20 protein-coding genes and 1 pseudogene are annotated in these 24,919 nt (G+C 62.0%); 6 read left to right on the top strand and 15 right to left on the bottom strand.

Annotation, left to right across the window (positions count from 1 at the left end; all coding sequences use genetic code 11):
- Positions 1 to 49: 49 nt before the first annotated feature.
- Positions 50 to 1,225 (bottom strand): alpha-hydroxy acid oxidase, encoded by a 1,176-nt coding sequence (locus QU606_RS17025; protein WP_304997235.1) that lies wholly within the window; start codon positions 1,223 to 1,225, stop codon positions 50 to 52.
- Positions 1,226 to 1,346: 121 nt separating this feature from the next.
- Here QU606_RS17025 and QU606_RS17020 point away from each other — a divergent pair, with 121 nt between their 5' ends.
- Complete coding sequence (locus QU606_RS17020; protein ID WP_069076378.1) at positions 1,347 to 2,132, top strand: DeoR/GlpR family DNA-binding transcription regulator; 786 nt, start codon at positions 1,347 to 1,349, stop codon at positions 2,130 to 2,132.
- Between the two features lie 355 nt (positions 2,133 to 2,487).
- On the opposite strand, the gene QU606_RS17015 is transcribed toward QU606_RS17020, so the two are convergent.
- Positions 2,488 to 2,694 (bottom strand): PLD nuclease N-terminal domain-containing protein, encoded by a 207-nt coding sequence (locus QU606_RS17015; protein WP_069076380.1) that lies wholly within the window; start codon positions 2,692 to 2,694, stop codon positions 2,488 to 2,490.
- Positions 2,695 to 3,124: 430 nt separating this feature from the next.
- Between QU606_RS17015 and QU606_RS17010 the strand changes: the two genes are divergently transcribed.
- Entirely contained in the window at positions 3,125 to 3,601 is a 477-nt protein-coding gene (locus tag QU606_RS17010; RefSeq protein ID WP_024075046.1) for a hemerythrin domain-containing protein, read from the top strand.
- Here QU606_RS17010 and QU606_RS17005 read toward each other — a convergent pair.
- The gene (locus tag QU606_RS17005) at positions 3,582 to 3,815 is read right to left on the bottom strand and encodes a DUF3079 domain-containing protein (protein ID WP_168233112.1); all 234 of its coding nucleotides are present in this window, start codon (positions 3,813 to 3,815) and stop codon (positions 3,582 to 3,584) included. The two genes, QU606_RS17010 and QU606_RS17005, sit on opposite strands and share 20 nt — an antisense overlap.
- A gap of 179 nt (positions 3,816 to 3,994) precedes the next feature.
- On the opposite strand from QU606_RS17005, the gene QU606_RS17000 reads away from it, so the two are divergent.
- The 4 genes and pseudogenes from QU606_RS17000 (at position 3,995) to QU606_RS16985 (ending at position 7,042) form a co-directional block, all read left to right on the top strand.
- Positions 3,995 to 4,525: an iron transporter gene (locus QU606_RS17000; RefSeq protein ID WP_102625767.1), complete on the top strand. Its 531-nt coding sequence runs from the start codon at positions 3,995 to 3,997 to the stop codon at positions 4,523 to 4,525.
- Complete coding sequence (locus QU606_RS16995) at positions 4,525 to 4,848, top strand: cupredoxin domain-containing protein (protein ID WP_168233113.1); 324 nt, start codon at positions 4,525 to 4,527, stop codon at positions 4,846 to 4,848. The genes QU606_RS17000 and QU606_RS16995 overlap by 1 nt, the downstream gene beginning before the upstream one ends.
- Positions 4,849 to 4,857: 9 nt before the next feature.
- The gene (locus QU606_RS16990; protein WP_024075042.1) at positions 4,858 to 5,697 is read left to right on the top strand and encodes an FTR1 family protein; all 840 of its coding nucleotides are present in this window, start codon (positions 4,858 to 4,860) and stop codon (positions 5,695 to 5,697) included.
- A pseudogene (locus QU606_RS16985) lies at positions 5,694 to 7,042 on the top strand (4Fe-4S binding protein). The gene QU606_RS16990 and the pseudogene QU606_RS16985 overlap by 4 nt, the downstream one beginning before the upstream one ends.
- Positions 7,043 to 7,850: 808 nt before the next feature.
- On the opposite strand, the gene QU606_RS16980 reads toward QU606_RS16985, so the two are convergent.
- From QU606_RS16980 to QU606_RS16925, 12 genes are all read right to left on the bottom strand, one after another.
- Complete coding sequence (locus QU606_RS16980) at positions 7,851 to 9,470, bottom strand: methyl-accepting chemotaxis protein (RefSeq protein WP_277378258.1); 1,620 nt, start codon at positions 9,468 to 9,470, stop codon at positions 7,851 to 7,853.
- A 70-nt stretch (positions 9,471 to 9,540) separates the two neighbouring features.
- Positions 9,541 to 10,236, bottom strand: a complete 696-nt coding sequence (locus QU606_RS16975) for an anaerobic ribonucleoside-triphosphate reductase activating protein (RefSeq protein ID WP_024075038.1) — start codon at positions 10,234 to 10,236, stop codon at positions 9,541 to 9,543.
- Complete coding sequence (nrdD, locus tag QU606_RS16970; RefSeq protein ID WP_024075037.1) at positions 10,233 to 10,388, bottom strand: anaerobic ribonucleoside-triphosphate reductase; 156 nt, start codon at positions 10,386 to 10,388, stop codon at positions 10,233 to 10,235. Before nrdD ends, QU606_RS16975 begins: the two co-directional genes overlap by 4 nt.
- A 31-nt stretch (positions 10,389 to 10,419) precedes the next feature.
- On the bottom strand, positions 10,420 to 12,420 hold the full coding sequence (locus tag QU606_RS16965) for a ribonucleoside triphosphate reductase (protein WP_024075036.1): 2,001 nt from the start codon (positions 12,418 to 12,420) through the stop codon (positions 10,420 to 10,422).
- Positions 12,421 to 13,382: 962 nt separating this feature from the next.
- Positions 13,383 to 14,369, bottom strand: coding sequence for a GTP 3',8-cyclase MoaA (gene moaA, locus QU606_RS16960; protein ID WP_304997234.1), 987 nt, complete (start codon positions 14,367 to 14,369; stop codon positions 13,383 to 13,385).
- Between the two features lies 1 nt (position 14,370).
- The gene (locus tag QU606_RS16955; RefSeq protein WP_304997233.1) at positions 14,371 to 15,297 is read right to left on the bottom strand and encodes a peptidylprolyl isomerase; all 927 of its coding nucleotides are present in this window, start codon (positions 15,295 to 15,297) and stop codon (positions 14,371 to 14,373) included.
- A 10-nt stretch (positions 15,298 to 15,307) separates the two neighbouring features.
- Positions 15,308 to 15,988: a respiratory nitrate reductase subunit gamma gene (narI, locus tag QU606_RS16950; protein WP_024075033.1), complete on the bottom strand. Its 681-nt coding sequence runs from the start codon at positions 15,986 to 15,988 to the stop codon at positions 15,308 to 15,310.
- A complete protein-coding gene (gene narJ / locus QU606_RS16945) occupies positions 15,981 to 16,736 on the bottom strand; it encodes a nitrate reductase molybdenum cofactor assembly chaperone (protein WP_150055660.1) in 756 nt (251 codons plus the stop codon). Before narJ ends, narI begins: the two co-directional genes overlap by 8 nt.
- 2 nt (positions 16,737 to 16,738) lie before the next feature.
- The gene (gene narH, locus QU606_RS16940) at positions 16,739 to 18,277 is read right to left on the bottom strand and encodes a nitrate reductase subunit beta (RefSeq protein ID WP_024075031.1); all 1,539 of its coding nucleotides are present in this window, start codon (positions 18,275 to 18,277) and stop codon (positions 16,739 to 16,741) included.
- A 1-nt stretch (position 18,278) separates the two neighbouring features.
- Complete coding sequence (locus QU606_RS16935; RefSeq protein ID WP_024075030.1) at positions 18,279 to 22,052, bottom strand: nitrate reductase subunit alpha; 3,774 nt, start codon at positions 22,050 to 22,052, stop codon at positions 18,279 to 18,281.
- A 58-nt stretch (positions 22,053 to 22,110) separates the two neighbouring features.
- Positions 22,111 to 23,508, bottom strand: coding sequence for a NarK family nitrate/nitrite MFS transporter (locus tag QU606_RS16930; protein ID WP_024075029.1), 1,398 nt, complete (start codon positions 23,506 to 23,508; stop codon positions 22,111 to 22,113).
- A 2-nt stretch (positions 23,509 to 23,510) separates the two neighbouring features.
- Positions 23,511 to 24,767: a nitrate/nitrite transporter gene (locus tag QU606_RS16925; protein WP_024075028.1), complete on the bottom strand. Its 1,257-nt coding sequence runs from the start codon at positions 24,765 to 24,767 to the stop codon at positions 23,511 to 23,513.
- Between the last annotated feature and the right edge of the window lie 152 nt (positions 24,768 to 24,919).

Below are 24,919 nucleotides of genomic sequence, written 5' to 3'. Positions count from 1 at the left end.
TTATCCACAGAGATACCCACGGTTTTCGTGGACAACTCTTTTCACTTTTTTATGATTTTTTTGCGCAGCCTACCCCTTCGGGAAAGGACCCTGGCAGCAGAATCTCGCGATTCACATCGCGTATATCGTTATACCCGCACAGCGCCATCGACACGTCCAACTCACGGGCAATGATGTCCAGTGCCTTGGTCACCCCCGCTTCGCCCATGGCGCCCAAGCCATACAAATGCGGACGACCGATCATGGTGCCCTTGGCGCCCAAGGCGATCGCCTTGAGCACGTCCTGACCGGAACGAATGCCGCCGTCGAGCCACACTTCAATGCGCTCGCCCACCGCGTCGACAATCGCCGGCAACTGGCTGATGCTCGATGGAGCCCCGTCCAGCTGGCGCCCGCCGTGGTTGCTCACCACCAGCGCATCGGCGCCGGAATTGGCGGCCAGGCGCGCATCTTCCACATCGAGGATGCCCTTGATAATCAACTTGCCGCCCCAGCACTTCTTGATCCATTCCACGTCGTCCCAACTCAGGCGCGGGTCGAATTGCTGGGCGGTCCACGACGACAGCGAACTCATGTCCGCCACACCCTTCACATGCCCCACGATATTGCCGAAGCCATGGCGCTTGGTACCGAGCATGCCCATCACCCAGCGCGGCTTGGTCATCATGTTGAGGATATTTGGCAGGGTCAGCTTGGGCGGTGCCGACAGACCGTTGACCAGGTCCTTGTGGCGTTGCCCGAGTATCTGCAGGTCCAGGGTCAACACCAGCGCATCCACGCCGGCCGCCTTGGCGCGCTCGATCAATTGCTCGATAAACCCACGGTCGCGCATCACATACAACTGGAACCAGAACGGTTGGCCGACCTGTTCGGCGATGTCTTCCAGGGAGCAGATGCTCATGGTCGACAGGGTATAGCGCAAGCCAAAAGCGGCCGCAGCGCGGGCGGTGAGAATCTCGCCATCGGCATGCTGCATGCCGGCCAGGCCAGTGGGCGCCAGGGCGACCGGCATGGCCATGTCCTGGCCGATCATGGTGGCGCGGATCGAGCGCTCATCGATGTTGCGCGCCACACGCTGGCGGAATTTGATGCGGGCAAAATCGCTTTCATTGGCCCGGTAGGTGCTCTCAGTCCAGGAGCCGGAATCGGCGTAGTCGTAAAACATCCTGGGGACACGTTTCTGCGCCAGCTTGCGTAAGTCTTCGATGGTTGTGATCAACGACATCGGGGTCACCTCTCCCTGAACTGAACGTCGAGAGTAACCGCCCATCGCCCGCGCAACCAGCCATTGCGTTTATATCGACAGGCGACTAATCTCGCACAAACCCGCAAAAAGACGCACAAACATGCACAACACCCATCAAGCCGTTGACCTGCCTTCGTTGCGCAAACAAAAGATCCTGTTATTGCTGGAACGTGACGGCAAAGTCACGGCCTCCGACTTGGTGGAACACTTTGCCGTCTCCCACGACACCATCCGCCGTGACCTCGGCGAACTGGCCGCGGCCGGCCTGTTGCAACGCGTGCACGGCGGCGCCCTGCCCCGGCCCAAGGACAGCGGCAAGGACTTCTTCACCCGTGTCGGCGAGACCAACGAGGCCAAGCACCACCTGGCGCAACTGGCGGCCGATCGTGTGGAAGACGGCCAGATCGTGCTGTTCGATTCCGGCTCCACCACACTGCGCATCGCCCAGGCCTTGCCGCACTCGATCCGCCTGACCGTGGTCACCCCGTCACCGATGATCGCCATCGCCCTGGCCGATCATCCCCAGGTGAAAATCATCCTCGCCGGCGGCCAACTCAACCCTGCGACCTTGTCCACCAGCGGCCAGGAAACCGTGCGCCTGATCCAGGGCATCAAGGCCGACCTGCTGTTTACCGGGGTGTGCGCGCTGCATCCGCAGGTCGGCATCAGCTCGCTGCATTTTGATGAAGTGGCGGTCAAGCAAGCGTTGCTCGACAGCGCGTCCCATGTGGTGGCGGTGACCATGGCGGACAAACTCGGTGCCGTGGAACCTTTTGTGGTGGCGCCGTGCAACCGTATCCATACGCTGATTACCGAATGGCACGTGCCGGGTATCGAGGCGTATGAGCAGCTAGGGCTGGAAGTGATACGGGTCGAGGTCGAGTAGGAACAGGGGCACCCAATAGCACGGTGGCGAACGGGCCGTTGTGGCGAGCGGGCTTGCCCCGCGTTGGGCTGCGCAGCAGCCCCAAAAAACTGCCCCGGAGCTGCCTGGCACACTGCAGCGCTCTTATTGGGGCTGCTTCGCAGCCCAACGCGGGGCAAGCCCTAATGCCGTTCAGTTAAGGCTTTTTTGTAGGGGCGAGCTTGCTCGCGAAGAACTTACAGGCGCCGCGTTCATTCAGGAAACACGCGTTATCGTTGACGTTTTTCGCGAGCAAGAACTAGGCGTCCCCCTCGCTCCTACAGAAGGCGATGTACGCTTAACTGAATGGCATTAGGGCAAGCCCGCTCGCCACAGGTTACTGTTTGCGCTGCTCCGGCATCTCCCGCTTGGGCCCGAACATCGCCCAGGCAATCAGCCCCAGCAGCGGCACGAAAATCAGAATGACCAGCCACAGCCCCTTGGTCTCCCAGCCACTGGTACTGCGCAATACGATATTGATCGCCCACAATTCCAACAGCAGCAGAATCACCGCCAACGCGATCCAGATATATTCAATTTGCATGGTTCACCTCCTGAGGTCCATGCATTAGGTCAAGCATCTACCCCGAGGGTTCCATCGGATTTCGTGCAGCCGCTCACGCCCAACGGTTATGGCGCACTGGAGCCCCCCTGACCCAACCTCCGCTCCCTTCTTACTGGAAATGCCAAACGCTCAGGACGACCGGGTGTCCCTGCAGGCGTAAACCCAGTTGGCAATCTTCCAGTGCCTGGCCACCGAGAACTTCAAACACCGGAAAGTCAGGGACGGTGTAATGCAACCCGCTGAGGGCCCGACCATGCAAGCTGCACGATAAGCCGACGCATAAAACATACTCAACTAACTGATTAATAAGAAAATTTACCAATCAGCCATATTGGTACAGCTGATGCAATATCCCACTGGACGAGGCGCGCATGTCGACGCGCCCGAGCGCTATCCGTGAGGTTTCAACATGAATGCCATTGACCTTCTCAAGGCTGACCATGAACGCGTCAAAGCACTGCTGACTCAACTGAGCGAATCCACCGAGCGTGGCGTCAAGAAGCGCACCGAATTGCTGGCCAAACTGGAGATGGAAATCAGCCTGCACACCAAGCTGGAGGAAGAAATTCTGTACCCGGCCTTCCGTAAAGCCGGTGGCAAGGAACAGGACATCATGTACCACGAAGCCAAGGAAGAGCACCGCACAGTCGATGCCCTGGTATTGCCCGACCTGAAACAGACCGAGCCTTCCACCACTGAGTTTTCCGGCCGCGTCAAAGTGGTCAAGGAGCTGCTGGAGCACCATATCGAAGAAGAGGAAACCGAGATGTTCCCTCAAGCGAAGAAGCTGTTGGGCAAAGCTGTCCTCGAGGAGCTAGGCGCCGAAATGGAAGCCATGAAAGCCGCCTACAAAAAGTCGATGCAGACTAAACCCCTCGCAGCCTGAGCGCTGTGGCCCCTGACGGCTCGTCCGCGGCGGCGGGCTCCGGGGTAACGCCCCAATCGCCATGTTCGTACCAGTCATCACCGATCATCTCGGCCGGGTGCATGGTACGGTCGGCACCGTTGCCGCAGGCCAGGTCGGTGGCGGCGCAATAGCGGTCGCACCCCCAGCAGATGCGCTCGGGGTGCTTGGGGTGCAGTGGAAAAGGCTTGGCCATGACGAGGTTCCCTACCGGCGAACGATAGGTCCAACCTACGCCGATCACAGGTGCCTGGCCTTGACCGATATCAAGCCTGGCCAACATGAAATATCATCGAAACTTGACAAGAATCATTATTATTTACCCCTGACCTTCCTAGACTCGGGCTCTCTCCCCTCACCCGTCAGGAAGTCTCCATGCGTATCCCTTCTGCACTGCCCCTCATCCTGCTGTTGTCCACTTCTGCGGCGTTCGCCAAGGAATATCCCATCGGCGAACCGCAACACTGCCCAGGGCTGGAAATCGGCGCGGTGTACCTGCAACCCATCGAGATGGCCCCCGCCGGCATGATGCGCGCCACCGCCGATTCCGACGTGCACCTGGAGGCCGATGTACGCGCCACGGCGGACAACGCCCAAGGCTTCCAGGAAGGCAGTTTCGTGCCCTACCTGAACCTGTCGTTCTCCCTGAAAAAACAAGGCAGCGAGACGCCGATCAACGGCGACTTCCACGCCATGGTCGCCAATGACGGGCCGCACTATGGCGACAACGTCAAGCTGCAAGGCCCTGGCAAATACACCCTCACCTTCAGCGTATTGCCGCCCACCGGCCACCACTCCCTGGGCCGCCACACCGACAAGGAAACCGGCGTCGCGCCCTGGTTCGAACGCTGCGAAGTGCATTACGAATTTGTCTACGCCGGTATCGGCAAAAAAGGCGGCTACTGATGCGCCGCGCCCTGCTGCTGGGCAGCGTGCTGCTGAGCGGCACAGCCCTGGCGGCGCCGTTGCCCACGTATGAACTGAGCCTGCAAGACGGCCATTTCGACCCGCCGCAATTGGTGGTCAAGGCCGATGAGCGCTTCAAGATCGTGCTCAACAACATCGGCCAAGGCCCGGCCGAATTCGAAAGCACGCCGTTGCGGGTGGAGAAGGTGCTGTCCCCTGGCGTGACCACCTTTGTGGTCATCCATCCGCTCAAGCCGGGGGTGTACCCGTTCTTCGACGAATTCAACCCACAGTTGCCCGAAGGCAGCATCCTCGCGCAATAGGAGCCGTTGATGAATCAATCGATGTTTATCGTCTGGCGTGAAAGCGTCGAGGCGTTGTTGGTGATCGGCATTCTTCAGGTGTGGATCAGCCGCCAGGCCGAACACTCACGCCTGGCGCGTTTCCTGTGGGCCGGGGTGTTGCTCGGGCTGCTGTGCTCCGCCGGGTTGGCCGGCTTGATGCTGTGGGCCGGCGAAGCCATGAGCGGCTCCCAGGGTGAATGGGCACAAGCGGCGCTGACGTTACTGGCCAGCGGCTTGATGGTGCAGATGGTGTTCTGGATGCATCGCCACGGCGCCACGCTCAAACACAGCCTGGTGCGCGAAGCCGATCAGCGCCTGGCCCGCCAGGGTGGTTGGGGGGTGCTGTTGTTGGCGCTGTTGGCAGTCAGCCGTGAAGGCAGTGAAACCGTGGTGTTTTTGTATGGCGCCGGGGCGCGCCTTAACGGTCCGGCACTGAGCCTGTTCGCCATCGGCGGCCTGTTGGGCCTGGTACTGGCGGGCCTGACGGTGGTGCTGCTGCGGGGCAGTCGACGCTTTATCTCCTGGTCGCTGTTTTTTGCCCTCAGCGAAGCACTGCTGTTGCTATTGGGTGGGGCCTTGCTGGTGGCCGCCGTGGACCGTATCAGCGGACAACTGCTGGGCATGGACCTGCCCGAATGGGTGTATGGCGCCTTCGGTGAAAGCCGCTGGGACAGCAGCGCCCTGCTCAGCGACAGCCACGGCCTGGGGTCGCTGCTGGCCGATTTTGCCGGCTACCGTGCCGCGCCGAGCCTGGTTACCGTGCTGGTGCTGCTCGGCTATTGGCTGTGGGTCGGCAACGGCCTGCGTCGCTCGCGGCCAGCGGCATGACCTGGCTGCAGCGCCTGGGCGATGGCATGCGGCGCCATGGGCGGTTAATCCGTACCGTGCAATGGCTGGTGGTGCTGGTTTACGCCGTGCTGTTGGTGTTGCCGGCGCTGCTGCCCTTGCCGGGCAGCCAGGCGCGCCTGGTGAACAACCTGACACTGCTCGCGCAATTTATCTTCTGGGGCCTCTGGTGGCCGTTCGTGTTGCTGTCGATGGTGCTGTTCGGGCGCCTGTGGTGCGGGGTGCTTTGCCCAGAAGGTTCGTTGAGCGAATGGGCCAGCCAGCACGGGCGCGGCCTGGGCATTCCGCGCTGGGTGCGCTGGAGCGGCTGGCCGACGCTGGGCTTTTGCCTGACGACCCTGTATGGCCAGTTGATCAGTGTGTATGACTACGCCCAGGCCGCCTTGCTGATCCTCGGCGGCTCGACCCTGGCGGCCATGGTCGTCGGCCTGTTGTTCGTGCGCGGTAAACGCGTGTGGTGCCGTTACCTGTGCCCGGTCAGCGGCGTCTTCGCCCTGCTCGCCCGCCTGGCGCCGGTGCATTTCGCGGTGGATGAGCAACGCTGGAAGGCCAACACCGCACCGCGCCTGCCGCTGCCCAACTGCGCGCCGCTGCTGGATATCCGCCGCTTGCAAGGGGCCAGCGAGTGCCATGCCTGTGGCCGTTGCAGCGGACAACGCGGGGCCGTGCAATTGATCGCCCGGTCGTGCAATACGGAGATCCTTCAGGCACCTCGCCAACCCGGCTCGGCATGGGATGCGCGCCTGTTGTTGTTTGGCGTGATCGGCCTGGCAATGGGGGCGTTTCAATGGACGGTCAGCCCATGGTTTATCGCGCTCAAGCAAACCCTGGCGACGTGGCTGGTGAGTCATGACTGGCTGTGGCCCCTGCAAGACACTGCGCCCTGGTGGCTGCTCACTCACTACCCGCAACTCAATGACAGCTTCAGCTGGCTCGATGGCCTGTGCATCGTGCTGTACCTGTGTGGCAGCGCACTGTTGTTCGGTGGTGGCTGCTGGCTGCTGCTGCGCCTGGCTACCTGGGTGGCGGGGGATCGCGCACTGTTTCGGCCCTTGGCGCTGACACTGACGCCCCTCGGTGGTGCGGGGTTGTTCCTGGGGTTGTCGGCGACCACGGTGAAGTTGCTGCGTTATGAGGGGTTGGGGTTGGGTTGGGTGCAGTCGGCGCGGGCGGTGTTGCTGGTTGGGGCGGTTGGGTGGTGCTTGTGGTTGGGGTGGCGGCAGCTTCGGGGGTTGGGGGTGTTACGTGGGGGGGCTTGGTTTTTGTGGTGTTGAGTAATGGGTTGGTGGGGGTTGGGTGGTGGTTGCAGTTTTGGGGGTGGGGTTGATTGGGGGGCGGGTCTGGGTCCGTGTACATATCCGTTGCTGCGGTAACGGCGGCTGGCGGGTTGGGGTACATATCCGTTGCTGCGGGAATGGCCACTGGCGGTTCCGCCCTTACGGCGGGTCACTTTTGGAAAAGAGCCCCAAAAGTAACCAAAAGGGCTCCTGCCCCACCACTCGGCACCTCGCCTAGGCTCGGTGTGCCCTCACTCCGGCTTGAATCCGTGGGCCGCCGTCATGGGCCATCCCTGGCCCAGGACGGCTAACCCGGCGTCCTGCCGGGTTACCCACGGATTCAAGCCTGCGTTCGGCCAGCGTGGTTTAACGGGGCGCCTAAGATCAAGATCAAAAGCCAGAGCAAAAGCAGAGCAAAACCAGGCGAAGGTCTACCTGACCTATGGATATCTCTGACTTATGGAGATCCAAATGTGGGAGGGGGCTTGCCCCCGATAGCGCCGGGTCAGTTAACAAATAAGTGACTGAACTCCCTCATCGGGGGCAAGCCCCCTCCCACACTTAACCGAGTACACCAAGCACAACTCCGGTCGGTTCCAAGGCAGCAAAAGACAGAGCAAAAGCAGGCCAAGGTCTACCTGACCTATGGAGATCTCTGACCTGTGGAGATCCAATTGTGGGAGGGGCGGTGCGACGATTCGACTTGCCCCCGATGGCGCCGGGTCAGTTAACAAATAAGTGACTGACACGCCCTCATCGGGGGCAAGCCCCCTCCCACATTTTTTACCGAGTACACCAGACCCGACACCGGTCGGCTCTATGGCTGCCGCGCTTTGGCTTTTGATCTAAGCCACCCCGTTAAACCTTGAACCGCGCCACGGTCTGATGCAGCGCTCCGGCCATCCCTGCCAGGTCATGCCCCGCGGTTTCCGTATGCAAGGCCCCCTGCAATACCTGCTGCGACAAATTCCGAATCCCCACCAGGTTCCGATCCACTTCTCGCGCCACCAGCGCCTGTTCTTCAGTGGCGCTGGCAATCATCAAGTTGCGCTCGTTGATCTGCGAAATCGACCGGGTAATCTCCGCCAACGCCTCTCCCGACCGCTGGGCCACACCCAAGGTTGCCTGTACCCGCTCGCTGCTGCTGTGCATGGCGGCCACGGCGTGTTCGGTGTCCTGGCGGATATTGCCAATCATCTGTTCGATCTCCTGGGTCGAAGACTGGGTGCGATGGGCCAGTGCGCGCACTTCATCGGCCACCACTGCAAACCCGCGTCCGGCATCGCCGGCCCGGGCGGCTTCGATAGCGGCGTTCAGCGCCAGCAAATTGGTCTGGTCGGCAATGCTGCGGATCACTTCCAGCACACCGCTGATGTCTTGCACGCGGCCAGCCAGTTGCTGGATACGCTCCGAGGTTTCCACCACGCCGGTGGCCAGGGTGTTGATCGACGCCACGGTTTCCTGCACCTGGGCCTGCCCGCGCTGGGCGGTCTGCTCCGACAGGTGCGAGGCTTCGCTGGTGCTCACGGCATTGCGCGCCACTTCGTCGACGGCGGCGGTCATTTCATTGACCGCCGTGGCAGCCTGTTCGATTTCCTGGCCCTGCAGCTGCAAGCTGCTGCTGGTCTGGCTACTGACCGCGCTCAACTCTTCCGACGAGCTGGCCACGCCGTCCACCGACACGGCGATGTGCCGGACCATCTGGTTCAGACTCTGCTGCATCAGGTGCAGGTTGCGCATCACGCTGCCGTCGGCACTGTTGCCCAGCGGTACCTCGATGGTCAGATCACCGTTGGCGATATGCTTGAGCACCCGTGCCACCTCGTCCGGCTCGCCGCCCAATGGCCGGGTGACGCTACGGGTGACGATCACGGCGGCGGCCACCACCAGGGTCAGGCACAGCAGGAACAGCCCGATCATCGTGCGACGCGCGTCGTCATACAGGGTTTGCGCCGCCTGCTCACGCTCGGTGAACAGCCGGCCTTGCATGGCCATCAACGCATCGAGGCTCTTGAACACGTCCAGCTCGGCCGGCATCACCTGCTGTTTGAGCTGGGCCAGGCCCTGTTCGCGGGCACCCTGCTTGATCAGCGCCTGCACCTGGGTGAAGGCCGCCACGTAGGCTTCGCGATGGGATTTCAAGGTGGCATAGGCGGCCTTGCCTTCGGCGGTATCGAACAGCGGCTCCAGGGTTGCGAAGGCCTGGGTAATGCGCTCGCGCGTCGTGCCGATAGAGGCCTGCGCCTGTTGGTTATCCTGGTCGATCAGCAGGTCACGGGTGTTGCGGCCGTTGTCACGCACGCCGGTGGCAATCACCATGATCGGCGCGATGCGAGGCCAGTCCTGTTGTACGATTTGTTCGGATTGCTGCTTGAGCGTTGCCAGGTCGTGCAAGGCATAAAACACCAGACCGACCAGGGCCAACGGCGCGATCGCGAAGCCGATGACAATGCGTTGCGCCGTGGTTAACTGCTTCATTCCATTATTCCTTGATGAAAGCCTGCCCAAAACGGACAGCATCTTTAAAAATCCTGACGGGGGTGATCGGTCACCCTCGCAATACAAATGCCGGGAACAACTCCCGCAAACGGCCCCACAACTCTGGCAACGCCATCTGTACGGAGACACTGGGCAGTTGCGCATCGAGCATCGTCGCCGTGCGCACCATCTGCACGGCAAAGCGCTTGACACCATTGGCTTGCAAACGCTGGGCCAGCAGCAGCAACCGGGGTGGGTCAATCAGGTGCCAATGCACCGTGGTGCGGCATTCATAATCCACGCCACTGGCCAGCAAGGTGTCCAGGCTGCGCCAGTTGGCGGCACCGCTGCCCTTGACCTGGGTGATCAATTGGCAGTCCTCGGCCAGGGCCTTCACATCGAAGCCCACCCAGTCGGCATGGCGCAACGCATTGGCGAAGCCCGCCGGCTTGATCCCGGCACTGTGCAGGCCGACCCGAAAGCCCATCGCGCGCACTTCATCCATGGCCGCCGGCAAGCCTTCCTGCAAGGTCGGTTCACCGCCGCTGAACACCACCGCGTCCAACAGGTCCTGGCGCCGCTGCAAAAACAACAACACCCGGCGCCAATCGATCTCGGCGCTACCGCGCGGTGCGATCAGGTCCGGGTTGTGGCAGTAACGACAGCGCCAGGCACAGCCCTGGCAAAACAGCACACAGGCGAGCATGCCGGGGTAGTCGAGGGTGGTCAGGGGCACCATGCCCCCGACCCGTAGCGCTCGACTCATTGGCGCCCGGCCAGGGCGGCCGTTTCAGTGAAGTGCACACGCTCTTTGTGCTCGGACTGTTTGCCAGGGTTGAACGCCGACACCGGCCGGTGGTAACCCATCACTCGGGTCCAGACTTCGCAGCGCTGACGTTGTGGCTGGGATGCTTGCATGGTGGAGCTCCTTGCGAGTTGATAAATCGGTTCAAGAACGGGCCGCGAGCGCGAGGACTTCATCGCACTTGGGGCAGAACTCATGTTCGCCGGCGAGGTAGCCGTGGACCGGGCAGATCGAAAAGGTCGGGGTCACCGTCAAGTACGGCAGGCGGAAACGCCCCAAGGCTTTGCGCACCAGTTGCTTGCACGCCTGGGCCGAGGAAATCTGCTCGGCCATGTACAGGTGCAACACGGTGCCGCCGGTGTATTTGCATTGCAGTTCGTCTTGCAGCTCCAGGGCTTCGAAAGGGTCTTCGGTAAAGCCAACCGGCAACTGCGACGAGTTGGTGTAGTACGGTGCGTCCACGCTGCCGGCTTGCAGAATGTCCGGGTAGCGCTTGCGGTCTTCCTTGGCGAAACGGTAGGTGGTGCCTTCGGCCGGCGTGGCTTCGAGGTTGTAGAGGTGGCCGGTCTCTTCCTGGAAGCGCAGCAAGGTGGCGCGCACGTGGTCGAGCAACTTGAGCGCGAACGCACGGCCTTCAGCGGTGTGCATACCCTGCTCGTCCCCGGTGAAGTTGCGCAGCATCTCGTGCATGCCATTGAGGCCGATGGTGGAGAAGTGATTGCGCAAGGTGCCCAGGTAGCGCTTGGTATAGGGGTACAGCCCGGCATCCATATGGTGCTGGATCACCTTGCGCTTGACCTCCAGGCTTTCCATCGCCATGTCCATCAGGCTGTCCAGGCGTTGCAGCAAGCCAGAGGTGTCGCCCTTGAACAGGTAACCCAGGCGCGCGCAGTTGATCGTCACCACGCCCAGGCTGCCGGTCTGCTCCGCCGAACCGAACAACCCACCGCCGCGTTTGAGCAGCTCGCGCACGTCCAGTTGCAGGCGGCAGCACATCGAGCGCACCTGGTTGGGCTGCATATCAGAATTGAGGAAATTCTGGAAATACGGCAGGCCATAGCGCGCAGTCATCTCGAACAGACGGTCGGCGTTCTCGCTGTCCCAGGGGAAATCGTGGGTGATGTTGTAGGTGGGGATCGGGAAGGTGAACACCCGGCCCTTGGCATCGCCGGCCTGCATCACTTCGATGTAGGCCCGGTTGATCAGCTCCATTTCCGTTTGCAGATCGCCATAGGCGAACGGCATTTCCTCACCGCCGATCACCGGCACCTGCTCACGCAAATCTTCCGGGCATACCCAGTCGAAGGTCAGGTTGGTAAACGGCGTCTGGGTGCCCCAGCGCGACGGCACGTTGAGGTTGTAGATGAACTCCTGCACCGCCTGGCGCACTTCGGGGTAGCTCAGTTGGTCCTTGCGCACATAGGGCGCCAGGTACGTATCGAATGAACTGAACGCCTGGGCGCCGGCCCATTCGTTTTGCAGGGTGCCGAGGAAATTGACCATCTGCCCCAGGGCGCTGCTCAAGTGCTTGGGCGGCCCGGCTTCGACACGCCCCGGCACGCCGTTGAGGCCCTCGTGCAGCAGCGAGCGCAACGACCAGCCGGCACAATAGCCGGCGAGCATGTCCAGATCATGGATATGCAGGTCCGCCTCACGGTGGGCGCGGCCGATCTGCTGGCTGTAGACCTCGTCCAGCCAATAGTTGGCGGTGACCTTGCCCGACACGTTCAACACCAGCCCACCGAGGGAATAGCCTTGGTTGGCATTGGCCTGCACGCGCCAGTCTTCACGGTCGAGGTATTCGTTCATCGAGGTGGCGACTTCCACCAGGGTCTTGCGGTCGCGGCGCAGGCGGCCGTGTTGTTCGCGGTAGACGATATAGGCGCGCATCGACAGGAAGTAGCCGGCGTCCATCAGCACGCGTTCGACGCTGTCCTGGATCTGTTCGACATCCAGCTGTTCGATACCCCTGAGGCGGGCCAGGACGGCACCCAATAACAGGTCGACATCGGCGGCTTGGTACTCGCCGGTAGCGGTGCCGGCGGCGATCAGCGCCTGACGGATTTTTTCGGCATCGAAGGGGACCAGGCTGCCGTCGCGTTTGTGTAGGCGGGTGCTGACCAGCGGGGTGAGCGTGTTTTGCATTTCCGGGCTCCAGACACTACATATAGATGCTTTTAGATCGATAGACACAATATGCAGTGAGATTACGGAGAATGGGGTGGATTTCCCTTGATCGGGGTCAAGGTTTTTTGATTGGGGGCATATCCGTTTTTTCGGTAACGGCGGCTTAGGGTTCCGCTCTTACAGCGGGTCACTTTGGAAAAGAGCCGGAATGCCGGCCCAGCCCAAAGTAACCAAAGGGCTCTTGCCCCAACACTCGGTGCCTCGCCTAGACTCGGCAAGCCTGCGTTCGGCCAGCGTGTTTGACGGGGCGCCTAAGATCAAGATCAAAAACCAAAGCAAAGCCAGACCGAAATTTACCTGATGTATGCGGATCCAAATGTGGGAGGGGGCTTGCCCCCGATAGCGCCGGGTCAGTTAACAAATAAGTGACTGACACGCCCTCATCGGGGGCAAGCCCTAATGCCGTTCAGTTAAGGCTTTTTTGTAGGAGCGAGCTTGCTCGCGAAGAACTCACAGGCGCCGCGTTCACTCAGGAAACACGCGTTATCGTTGACGTTTTTCGCGAGCAAGCTCGCTCCTACAGAAGGCGATGTACGCTTAACTGAACGGCATTAGGGCAAGCCCCCTCCCACCTTTTTACCGAGTACACCAGCCACAACACCGGTCGGCTCTAAGGCCGCCGCGCTTTGGCTTTTGATCTTCGGCGCCCCGTCAAACACGCTGGCCGAACGCAGGCTTTGGAGCGTGGGTAACCCGGCAGGACGCCGGGTTAGCCGCACTGGGCCAAGGATGGCCCATTGCGGCGGCCCACGCTCCAAAGCCGGAGTGAGGGCACACCGAGCCTAGGCGAGGTGCCGAGTGTTGGGGCGAAGCGTTTTTGGTTACTTTTGGCGCTCTTCCAAAAGTGACCCGCTGTAAGAGCGGAACCCTAAGCCGCCGTTACCGAAGAAACGGATATGTACTCAGTACCACACCTCCCCTCACCCCCCACTCATATTCATAAACCGCACCACCTGCACCTCCCCCGCCCCCGTGAAATCATGGCGCAGCGGCTTGCCTTTCAAGCCCTTGTGCAACGCCGCGATCAAGGGCCCGTCATCCAGCGGATAGCGCCGCAGCAAAGCGCGAAAATCCAGCGCATCCTCCTGCCCCAGACACAACAGCAACTGCCCCTCCACCGTCATCCGTACCCGATTACAACTCCCACAAAAATTATGCGAATTAGGCGAAATAAACCCCACCCGGGTCCCCGGATGCCCCGCCAACCGCACATACCGCGCGGGGCCTCCGCTGTTCTCGGTGCTATCAATCAACCCATGCTCACGGGCAATCACCGCTCGCACTTCATCACTGGAGCAGAACGTCTCGCCCCGCGAGCGCCCCACATCCCCCAGGGGCATTTCCTCGATAAAACTGATGTCGATGCCCTGGTCGATGGCGAACTGCACCAGCGCCGGCACTTCGTCGAAGTTGCGTCCCTTCATCACCACGCAATTGAGCTTGACCCGTTCGAACCCCGCTTGGCTGGCCGCCTTGATCCCCGCGAGCACCTGCTGCAAGTCGCCATTGCGGGTAATCGCACGAAACCGCGCGTCATCCAGACTGTCGAGGCTGATGTTCATGCGCTTGACCCCGGCCTCCACCAACGGCTGTGCGAGTCGCGCCAGCTGCGAGCCGTTGCTGGTCATCACCAGTTCACGCAAGCCCGGCAGTGCCGCGATGTTGCGGCACAGCCCGACAATGCCCGGGCGGATCAACGGTTCGCCACCGGTGAGGCGGATCTTGCGCACGCCTTGGCGGACAAACAGCGACGCCAGGCGTTCCAGCTCTTCCAGGGTCAACACCTGCTGGCGCGGCAGGAACGTCATGGTTTTGGCCATGCAATACACACAGCGAAAATCACAGCGGTCGGTCACCGACAAGCGCAGGTAATCGATCGAACGGCCCACCCCATCCACCAGGCTCATGTCACTGCACCAACGGCGAGTCGGCGCCCTGCAGCGCGATGCCGCGGATGTCCGCCGCGCCGATCAGGGTTTGCAGATACTGCACCAATGCCTTCTGCCACACGCCCTGCTGCAACTGGGTGCGGATCGCGACCGCCACCGCTTCATACGGCAGCGGCTGGCCTTCGATACGTTGGTCGACACTGATCACATGCCAGCCATAACGACTCTCCAGCGGCTTGCCGGCCAGGCCCGGGGCCAGGGTGAACAGCTGGCGCTCCAGTTCGGGCACGGTTTGCCCCTTGCTCACCTGGCCCAACGAACCACCCTGGGCCTTGGACGGGCACGCCGAATACTTGAGGGCCAGCTCGGCAAATTGGCCAGGCTGCTCTTCCAGGGTCAGCAACAGGATTTCCGCCTGGGTGTGCGCCAGGCGGCGTGCGTCGGCATCGTCCGGCGCGCATTCAAGCAGAATGTGCCGCACTGCCAGCAGCGGCGCGCTGTGAAAACGCCCGCGGTTGTTCTCGAAGTAGCGCACACAGGTGGCCTCGTCACACTCAGGCACCTTGACCTCGCGCTCCAGCAACAGGCGCGTGGCCGCTTCTTCTTCGTTCTCGCCGGCGGCGATCTCCACCGCCAGGCCCAGCTCGGCGATCCGCTGCTGCAACAGCTCGCGGATCACCAGTGCACGGGCGGCCAGGTACACCGCTTCTTCGCGACTTTCAGCCGGGTGATATTGCAATTCCAGGGCCATGGCCTCAGGCGTGACTGGCACGCCGTTGACGCTGACGATCGGCCATTCCTGTTCACTGCTGGCGATCAGTTCCGGCGCCTTGAGCTCCTCGAACGAAGCCTGGGCCGCCACCTCGGCAATCACCGGTTCCTTGACCGACGAGCCGCAACCACCGCTGCCGCCATTCCCGCCACCACATCCGCATCCTGTAGTCATGACGTTCTCCTCAATACTTCTGCCGCACGATTTGATAACGACGCCCCAGGTACCAGATCGGCGCGCTGACCATGTGCACCAAGCGGGTAAACGGGAACAGCACGAACAGGGTCAAGCCCAACGCCACATGCGCCTTGTAGATCAGGCTGACCGGCTCGATCGAAGCCGCCGCGTCCATCGGCCGCAACAGCACCACGTTCTGCGCCCAGTCGGCGAGCATCACCATCACCGAACCGTCCATATGCCCGGTGGAGGCGACAATGGTCAGCAAGCCAAGCACCAACTGCGCGAGCAACACCAGCAGGATCAGGATGTCCGACGGGCTTGACGTGGCCCGTACACGCGGGTCACCCAGGCGACGCTTGACCAGCATCAGCAGGCCCACCAGGCACAGCAGGCCGAAGAAGCCACCGGAGACCATCGCCAGCAACTGCTTGTGCTCGGTGCTGATCACATGGTGATAGACCGACGCCGGGGTCAACAGGCCGACAAAATGCCCGGCCAGCACGAACAGCACGCCAATGTGGAAGAAGTTGCTCGCCACGCGCATGCCACGGTTGTTGAGCATCTGGCTGGAGCCGGCCTTCCAGGTGTACTGCGACAGGTCGAACCGCGCCCAGCTGCCCAACAGGCAGATCGCCAGGGCGACATAGGGATAGATCCCGAATACCAGCAAATTCCACTTAGACATTACCCACCTCCCCGGCCGGCGCTGTGGCCCGCCCTTCTTGCTGAAAATCCACCCAGTGCAACGGCACCGCGCTTTCTTCGCGGGCCTTGCCTGGTGCGCTGGGCATCGAACTGCAACGGTCCTGCTGCTCGGCCTGCATGAAGTCCACCGCTTCCTCTTCCCAGATTTTATCCAGGGCTTCGAGGGAGTCGTCACGCGGTTCGGCGGCGACCTGGGCACGCAGTTCGGCCACGGCCTGGTGCGGCTCGGCGCCGGCAATCTGCAACAGCGCACGGAAGCAACTGGCATAGCCGCTCTCGCGCTCTTCCAGCCGCGCGGCGAGCAAGGCCAACAGGTGCGCCACATCCGCCAGGCCCTCGCGGGCCTCGATGTCTTCACGGGTGGAGAGGAACTCCAGGTACAACGGGATGTAGTCCGGCAGCTCCTTGACACCGATGGCAAACCCGGCCTCTTCGTACTGGGCCATCATGTCGACCATGGCCTGGCCGCGGTCGCGGGACTCGCCATGCACGTGCTCGAACAACAGCAACGACAGCGAACGCCCCCGGCCAAACAGCGCACCGTAGTGTTCCTGACCGTCCATCAAGTCATTGGCGCAGATCAGCTCCAGCAACTCGAACAATGCGCCGCGCTGCTTGGGGCTGATTTCCCGCGATTCGATGATCGCCTGTTCCAGTTCGTCGCGGCCGTTCACCAGGGTGTCGGTGGGGTAGTCCAGCAGCAACGAAATCACTTTAAGAATGCGCATGCTCAGTCCTCCCAGATTTGTACGGTTTTCAGCACATCGCGGCGGTTGGCCTTCTTGGCGCCGAACATGTTGGTGTCGGAGCTGCCGCTGCAACCGCTGCCAAAGCTGAAACCACAGCCGGAGCGCTCGGCGAACGCATCGCTCATGGCGTCTTCACGGTGCGCACTCGGCACCACAAAGCGGTCTTCGTAGTTGGCGATCGCCAGGTAGCGGTACATCTCTTCCACCTGTTCCACGCTCAGGCCGACGTCTTCGAGCACTTGCAGGTCCTGCACGCCGTCGACTTGCTGGGAGCGTTTGTAGGCACGCATCGCCAACAGGCGCTTGAGCGCACGCTTGACCGGTTTCTCATCGCCCGCGGTGAGCAGGTTGGCCAGGTAACGCAGCGGAATGCGCAGGCTGTCGACATCCGGGATCACCCCGTTCATGCCCACGGTGCCAGCCGCCGCGGCGTTCTGGATCGGCGACAGCGGCGGCACGTACCAGACCATCGGCAAGGTGCGGTATTCCGGGTGCAGCGGCAGCGCGAGTTTCCAATCCACGGCCATTTTGTACACCGGCGAACGCTGGGCCGAGTCGATCACCGACTGCGGCACGCCATCGGCCAGGGCCTGGCGAATCACCGCCGGGTCATTCGGGTCGAGGAAGATTTCCAGCTGTTTCTCGTAGAGGTCCTGCTCATTGGCCGTGCTCGCCACTTCGCTGATGCGGTCGGCGTCGTACAACAGCACGCCGAGGTAGCGAATCCGCCCCACACAGGTTTCGGCGCACACGGTCGGCATACCGGCTTCGATACGCGGGTAGCAGAAGATGCACTTCTCGGACTTGCCGCTCTTCCAGTTGAAGTAGATCTTCTTGTACGGGCAGCCGCTGATGCACATGCGCCAGCCCCGGCACTTTTCCTGGTCGATCAGCACGATGCCGTCTTCTTCACGCTTGTAGATCGCGCCACTCGGGCACGACGCCGCGCACGCCGGGTTGAGGCAGTGCTCGCACAGGCGCGGCAGGTACATCATGAAGGTGTTTTCGTACTCGCCATAAATGTCGGCCTGGATCTGGTCGAAGTTCTTGTCCTTGCGGCGCTTGGCGAATTCGGTGCCGAGGATTTCCTCCCAGTTGGGGCCCCACTCGATCTTTTCCATACGCTTGCCGGACACCAGCGAACGCGGGCGTGCGGTCGGCTGGTGCTCGCCCAACGGTGCGGTGTGCAGGTGCTGATAGTCGAAATCGAACGGTTCGTAGTAGTCGTCCAGGCTCGGCAGGTCGGGGTTGGCGAAGATGTTCGCCAACACGCGGAACTTGCCGCCAATGCGTGGGTTGATCGAGCCGTTGGCGTTGCGAATCCAGCCGCCCTTCCACTTGTCCTGGTTTTCCCATTCTTTCGGGTAGCCGATACCGGGTTTGGATTCAACGTTGTTGAACCAGGCGTACTCCATGCCTTCACGGCTGGTCCACACGTTTTTGCAGGTGATGGAACAGGTGTGGCAACCGATGCATTTGTCCAGGTTGAGGACCATGCCGATCTGTGAGCGAATCTTCATCTCAGTTCTCCTCGATATCAGTCGGCAATGGGCGCGGCAGGTCATTGCCGGTGGAGCCATCGAGCCAGTCGACCTTGGCCATCTTGCGCACCACGACGAACTCGTCGCGGTTGCAACCGACCGTGCCGTAATAGTTGAAACCGTAGGCCTGCTGGGCATAGCCGCCGATCATGTGGGTCGGCTTGAGCACCACGCGGGTCACCGAGTTGTGGTGGCCGCCACGGGTCTTGGTGGTTTCCGAACCGGGCACGTTCACGATGCGTTCCTGGGCGTGGTACATCATCACCATGCCTTCCTTCACGCGCTGGCTGACCACCGCACGGGCAGTCAAGGCGCCGTTGACGTTGAAGCATTCGATCCAGTCGTTGTCCTCGATGCCGGCGCGCTTGGCGTCGATCTCCGAGAGCCACACAATCGGTCCGCCACGGCTCAGGGTGAGCATCAGCAGGTTGTCGCTGTAGGTGCTGTGGATGCCCCATTTCTGGTGCGGGGTGATCCAGTTCAGCACGATCTCGGTCTCGCCGTTGCTGCGCTTGCCCTTCACGCCTTCGATGGTGCGGGTGTTGACCGGTGGCCGGTAGCTCATCAACTGCTCGCCGAACGCCTGCATCCACGGGTGATCCTGGTAGAACTGCTGGCGGCCGGTGATGGTGCGCCATGGGATGTTTTCGTGGACGTTGGTGTAGCCGGCGTTATAGCTCACGTGTTCGTCTTCAAGGCCGGACCAGGTCGGGCTGGAGATGATCTTGCGTGGCTGCGCCTGGATGTCGCGGAAGCGAATCGCTTCGTGGGCCTTGGAGATCGCCAGGTGGCTGTGGTCGATGCCGGTGAACTCCGACAGCGCGGCCCAGGCTTTCACGGCGACCTTGCCGTTGGTTTCCGGGGCCAGGGACAGGATCACCTCGGCGGCGTCGATGGCGGTGTCGATCTTCGGCCGACCGTGGCTGATGCCCGCGTCGTTTTCGTGGTGGTTGAGTTCACCGAGGAACTCGACTTCCTCGTCGGTGTTCCAGTTGATGCCCTTGCCGCCGTTGCCGAGTTTTTCCAGCATCGGGCCCAGGGACGAGAACTGCTTGTAGATGTTTGGGTAGTCGCGTTCCACCACCGCCATGTTCGGCGCGTTCTTGCCCGGCACCGGCGCCACACCGGCGCTTTTCCAGTCGGTGCCGCCAAATGGCTGGGCCAGTTCGCCGACGCTGTCGTGCATCAACGGTACGGTGACCAGGTCTTGTTCCACGCCCAGGTGGCCGACCGACATGGCCGAGAACGCCTTGGCGATGCCCTTGTAGATTTCCCAGTCGGAGCGCGACTCCCACGCCGGGTCGATGGCGGCCGACAACGGGTGGATGAACGGGTGCATGTCCGAGGTGTTCATGTCGTCTTTTTCGTACCAGGTGGCGGTCGGCAAGACGATGTCGGAATACACGCAGGTGGAGGACATGCGGAAGTCCAGGGTGGTCACCAGGTCGAGCTTGCCGATGGCGCCGTCTTCGACCCATTCGGCCTCGGTGGGCTTGCATTCGGTGCTGTGGCCGATGTCTTCGTTCATCACCCCGTTCTTGGTGCCCAGCAGGTACTTGAGCATGTACTCATGGCCCTTGCCCGACGAGCCGAGCAGGTTGGAGCGCCAGATAAACATGTTGCGTGGGAAGTTCACCGGGCTGTCCGGCTGTTCGCAGGCAAAGCGCAGGCTGCCGTCCTGCCAGGATTGGACCACGTAGTCTTTCGGCGTCATGCCGGCGGCAGCCGCCTCACGGCAGATGTGCAGCGGGTTGGTGTTGAGCTGCGGCGCACTCGGCAACCAGCCGGCGCGTTCGGCGCGGATGTTGTAGTCCAGGGCGTGTTCCGGGAACTGCGATTTATCGGCCAGAGGCGAGAGCACATCGTGCATGCTCATCTTCTCGTGGCGCCATTGCGAGCTGTGGCCGTAGAAGAAGCTGGTGCCGTTCATCTGGCGTGGCGGGCGGTTCCAGTCCAGGCCGAAGGCCAGGGGCAGCCAACCGCATTGCGGGCGCAGTTTTTCCTGGCCTACGTAGTGGGCCCAGCCGCCGCCGGTCTGGCCGACGCAACCGCAGAGCATGAGCATGTTGATCAGCCCGCGGTAGTTCATGTCCATGTGGTACCAGTGGTTCATCGCCGCGCCGACGATGATCATCGAGCGCCCCTTGGTCTTGTCGGCGTTGTCGGCGAACTCACGGGCGATCTGGATGGCTTTCTCGCGGCTGACGCCGGTGATCGCTTCCTGCCACGCCGGGGTGCCCGGCACGCTGGCGTCGTCGTAGTCCTTGGCCACGTTCTGGCCGCCCAGGCCACGGTCGATGGCCAGGTTGGCGGCGGACAAGTCGAACACCGTCGCCACTTTGGCCACGCTGCCGTCGGCCAGGGTCACGCTGTGCACCGGCACGCGGCGGAACTGCACGGCATCGCCGGCCACGTGCTGGAAGTGTTCGTGGGCTTCGCCGGCAAAATACGGGAACGCCACTTCGGCGACGTCGTCACCGATCAGGCTGAGTTTCAGGTCGATGGCACGGCCTTCACCGCCTTCCTTCGCGAGGATGTTCCACTTGCCCTTCTCGCCCCAGCGGTAGCCGATGGAACCTTGTGGCGAGACCAGTTCGCCGCTTTCGTCGAGGGCGATGGTTTTCCATTCCGGGTTGTTGTCCTGGCCGAGGTTGCCGGTCAGGTCCGAGGCCCGCAGGAAGCGGTCAGGCTGGAAGCCGGCGCCGGGGGCAAAACCGGTCATCGGCTTGAGCATCACCAGCACCGGCAAGTCGGTGAAGCGCTTGGCGTAGTCGGTGAAGTAGGCGCTCGGTTTGTCCAGGTGAAATTCCTTGAAGATCACATGGTTGAAGGCCTGGGCCAACGCGGCGTCGGTGCCCTGCTTGGGGTTGAGCCACAGGTCGGTGAGCTTGGCCACTTCCGAATAGTCGGGGGTGATGGCCACGGTCTTGGTGCCCTTGTAACGCACCTCGGTGAAGAAGTGCGCATCCGGGGTACGGGTCTGCGGGACGTTGGAACCCCAGGCGATGATGTAGTTGGAGTTGTACCAATCGGCCGATTCCGGCACGTCGGTCTGCTCGCCCCAGACCATCGGCGAGGCCGGTGGCAAGTCGCAGTACCAGTCGTAGAAGCTCAGGCACACGCCGCCGATCAGCGACAGGTAACGCGAACCCGCCGCGTAGCTGACCATGGACATGGCCGGGATCGGCGAGAAACCGACGATGCGGTCCGGGCCGTATTGCTTGATGGTGTAGACGTTGGAGGCAGCGATGATCTCGTTGACCTCCTCCCAGTTCGAGCGAATGAAACCGCCCATGCCGCGCTTGCTCTTGTACGAGTCGGCCTTGACCTTGTCCTCGACAATGCTCGCCCACGCCTCGACCGGTGGCAGGGTCAGGCGCGCTTCACGCCATAGCTTCAGCAACGGCTTGCGGATCTTCGGGTACTTGAGGCGGTTGGCGCTGTAGATGTACCAGCTGTAGCTGGCACCCCGCGGGCAGCCGCGCGGCTCATGGTTGGGCAAGTCGTTGCGGGTGCGCGGGTAGTCGGTCTGCTGGGTTTCCCAGGTGATCAGGCCGTTCTTCACGTAGATCTTCCACGAGCAGGAGCCGGTGCAGTTCACGCCGTGGGTGGAGCGTACGATCTTGTCGTACTGCCAGCGCGAGCGATAGACGTTCTCCCAGTCGCGGGACTCCTTGCGGGTCTCGCCGTGACCCTCGGAGAATTCGTTTTGCTTACGGTTGAAGAACCGCAGTTGATCCAGCAAGTGACTCATGATGTTTTCCTCATCAGGCGTGCCGTGGGGTACGTTGCCCCGGCGAATTCGTGGTCGATCAGCAAGGAGTGGCGCAACCTTTGCGGGCGTACCACCACCAGGTCACGACAATGCAGCTCAGGTAGAAACCGACAAACATGTAGAAGGCCATCGCCGGGCTGCCGGTGGCGGCCATCGAGGTGCCGAAGGATTTGGGAATGAAGAACGCACCGAAGGCGCCCATGGCTGAACTGAAGCCGAGTACGGCGGCGGATTCCTTGCCGGCATCTTTGAGCGCTTGCTCGCGTTCGGCGGCGGATTTACCGGCGCTGGCCTTTTCGTGCTGGGTGCGGAAGATCACCGGGATCATGCGGAAGGTGGAGCCATTGCCCACGCCGGTGGTGATGAACAGCAGCATGAACATGCCGAGGAAGCCATAGAAGCTGCCGCCCTGGCCGTTTTCGGGCAGGAAGTGCAACACGCCGAACACCATCACGATCATCAGCACGAAGTTCCACAAGGTCACCCGTGCACCGCCCAACTTGTCCGCCAGCCAGCCGCCCAATGGGCGTACCAGTGCGCCGACCAGAGGCCCGAGGAAGGCGAATTTCAGCGCTACCACATCGGGGAACGAAGTCTTGATCAGCAGGGGGAACGCCGCCGAAAAGCCGATGAACGAACCGAAGGTGGCCAGGTACAACCAGCACATCAGCCAGTTGTGCTTGCGCTTGAAGATCACCGCCTGCTCGCTGAACGAGGCACGGGCGCTGGACAGGTCATTCATGCCGAACCAGGCCGCCACGGTGACGGTGAGGATAAACGGCACCCAGATAAAACCGGCGTTCTGCAGCCAGAGTTGACTGCCATCCGGCAAGGTTTGCGGTTGCCCGCCGACCAGGCCGAACACGCCGAAAGTGATCACCAGCGGCACGCAGAACTGCATCACCGACACCCCAAGGTTGCCGAGGCCGGCGTTCAGGCCCAGGGCCGTGCCCTGCTGCGACTTGGGGTAGAAGAAGCTGATGTTGGACATGCTCGAGGCGAAGTTGCCGCCGCCGAAACCGCACAGCAACGCGATCAGTACGAACACGCTGTAGGGGGTGTTGGGGTCTTGCACCGCAAAGCCCATCCACAGCGATGGCAGCAGCAGCGACGCGGTGCTCAGGGCGGTCCAGCGGCGGCCGCCGAAGATCGGCACCATGAACGAGTAGAACACCCGCAAGGTCGCGCCGGACAGGCCCGGCAACGCCGCCAGCCAGAACAACTGGTCAGTGGTGAACGTAAAGCCGATGGCGTTCAGGCGCACGATCACCGTGCTCCACACCATCCACACGGCGAAGGCCAGCAACAGCGCAGGGATCGAGATCCACAGGTTGCGGGTGGCGGTCTTCTTGCCGCTGGCGCCCCAGAACGCGGGGTCTTCAGGGCGCCAGTCGTGGATCACCGGCCCCGAGCCGGGCTTTTGCGCGATGGACATGTTCATTCTCCTTGGAGACGTTGGGCGGTTTTGCCCAAAAGCGGTTGCTTGCGCATTTCGCTGAAGTACATCCAGGTCAGGGACACCCAGACCACGCCGTACATCAACATGAAGCAGGACGAGCGCACGCCGGTGAGGTCCACCAGGGCGCCAAACAGAATCGGCAGTACAAAGCCCCCCAGCCCACCGGCCAGGCCGACGATGCCGGACACCGCGCCCATGTTCTGCGGGTAGTCATTGGCGATGTACTTGAATACGGAGGCCTTGCCGAACGCGAAGGCGATGCCCATCACGAACAGCAGCACGGTGAACAGGGTGGCGTTGAGGCCAATATGGAAATCCAGGGGGCCGTTGACGGTCTGCACCTGCAATTGGGTCTGCGGGTAGCTGAGCAGGAACAGGCAGATCCAGCTCACCCACAACACCCACCAGGTCACGCTTTGCGCGCCCCAGCGATCCGACATCCAACCGCCCACCGCACGCAGCACGCCACCGGGCAGCGAGAAACACGCGGCCAGCAGTGCGGCGCTTTGCAGGCTGAAACCGTATTCCTGCACGTAGTACTTGGTCATCCATAGCGCCAGGGCCACGTAGCCGCCGAACACAATCGAGTAGTACTGGCAGTAGCGCCACACGGCCGGGTCTTTCAGGCACAGCAACTGCTGGCGCAGGGTCGCGCCGCCGGCACTGCGGTGCGCCTTGTTTTCGCTGGTGAGAAACCAGAACAGCAGCGCGGTGATAAACAGGATTGCGCCGAACACCTTGGGCACCAGGTGCCAGGTGCCGAGGGCGATCAGCGCCGGGGCCAGAAACTTGGTGACAGCGGCGCCCGCGTTGCCGGCGCCAAATACCCCCATGGCGAAGCCCTGGTTGTCCTTGTCGAACCATTTGGCAACGTAGGCGATGCCCACCGAGAACGAGCCACCGGCCAGGCCGACGAACAGGCCCAGGACCAGGAACTGCCAATAGGCGGTGGCGTAAGTGATCAGGTACAGCGGCAACACACACGCGAGCATCAGCAGGAAGAACACAATGCGCCCGCCGAAACGGTCAGTCAGCAGGCCCAGCGGCAGGCGCACCAGGGAACCGGTCAACACCGGCGTGGCGGCCAACAGGCCGAACTGGGTTTCGTTGAGTTGCAACAGCTCTTTGATGGGGACGCCCAACACGGCGAACATCATCCACACCATAAAGCAGACGGTGAAAGCCAGTGTGCTCATGCCCAGCACCAGGCCTTGTCTTATACGGGGTTGAGTCACGGTACGCGCTCCAGAAAGTGATTCCATGAGCGCAGGTTAGGGGCGGCCCCCCCTTGGAACTTGACGCAGATCAACGTCCGCCTGGGGGGTATCGGGCTATGCTGGCCCCACCTACCTCTAAGGAGGTAGTTCGAACAACAAGAGAAAGTCTT

The organism is Pseudomonas sp. OVF7 (assembly GCF_030644265.1).
Taxonomy (GTDB): Bacteria; Pseudomonadota; Gammaproteobacteria; order Pseudomonadales; family Pseudomonadaceae; genus Aquipseudomonas; species Aquipseudomonas gorinensis.
The sequence above is the reverse complement of the archived record's forward strand: the minus strand, read 5'-3'. Positions and strand labels throughout refer to the sequence as shown.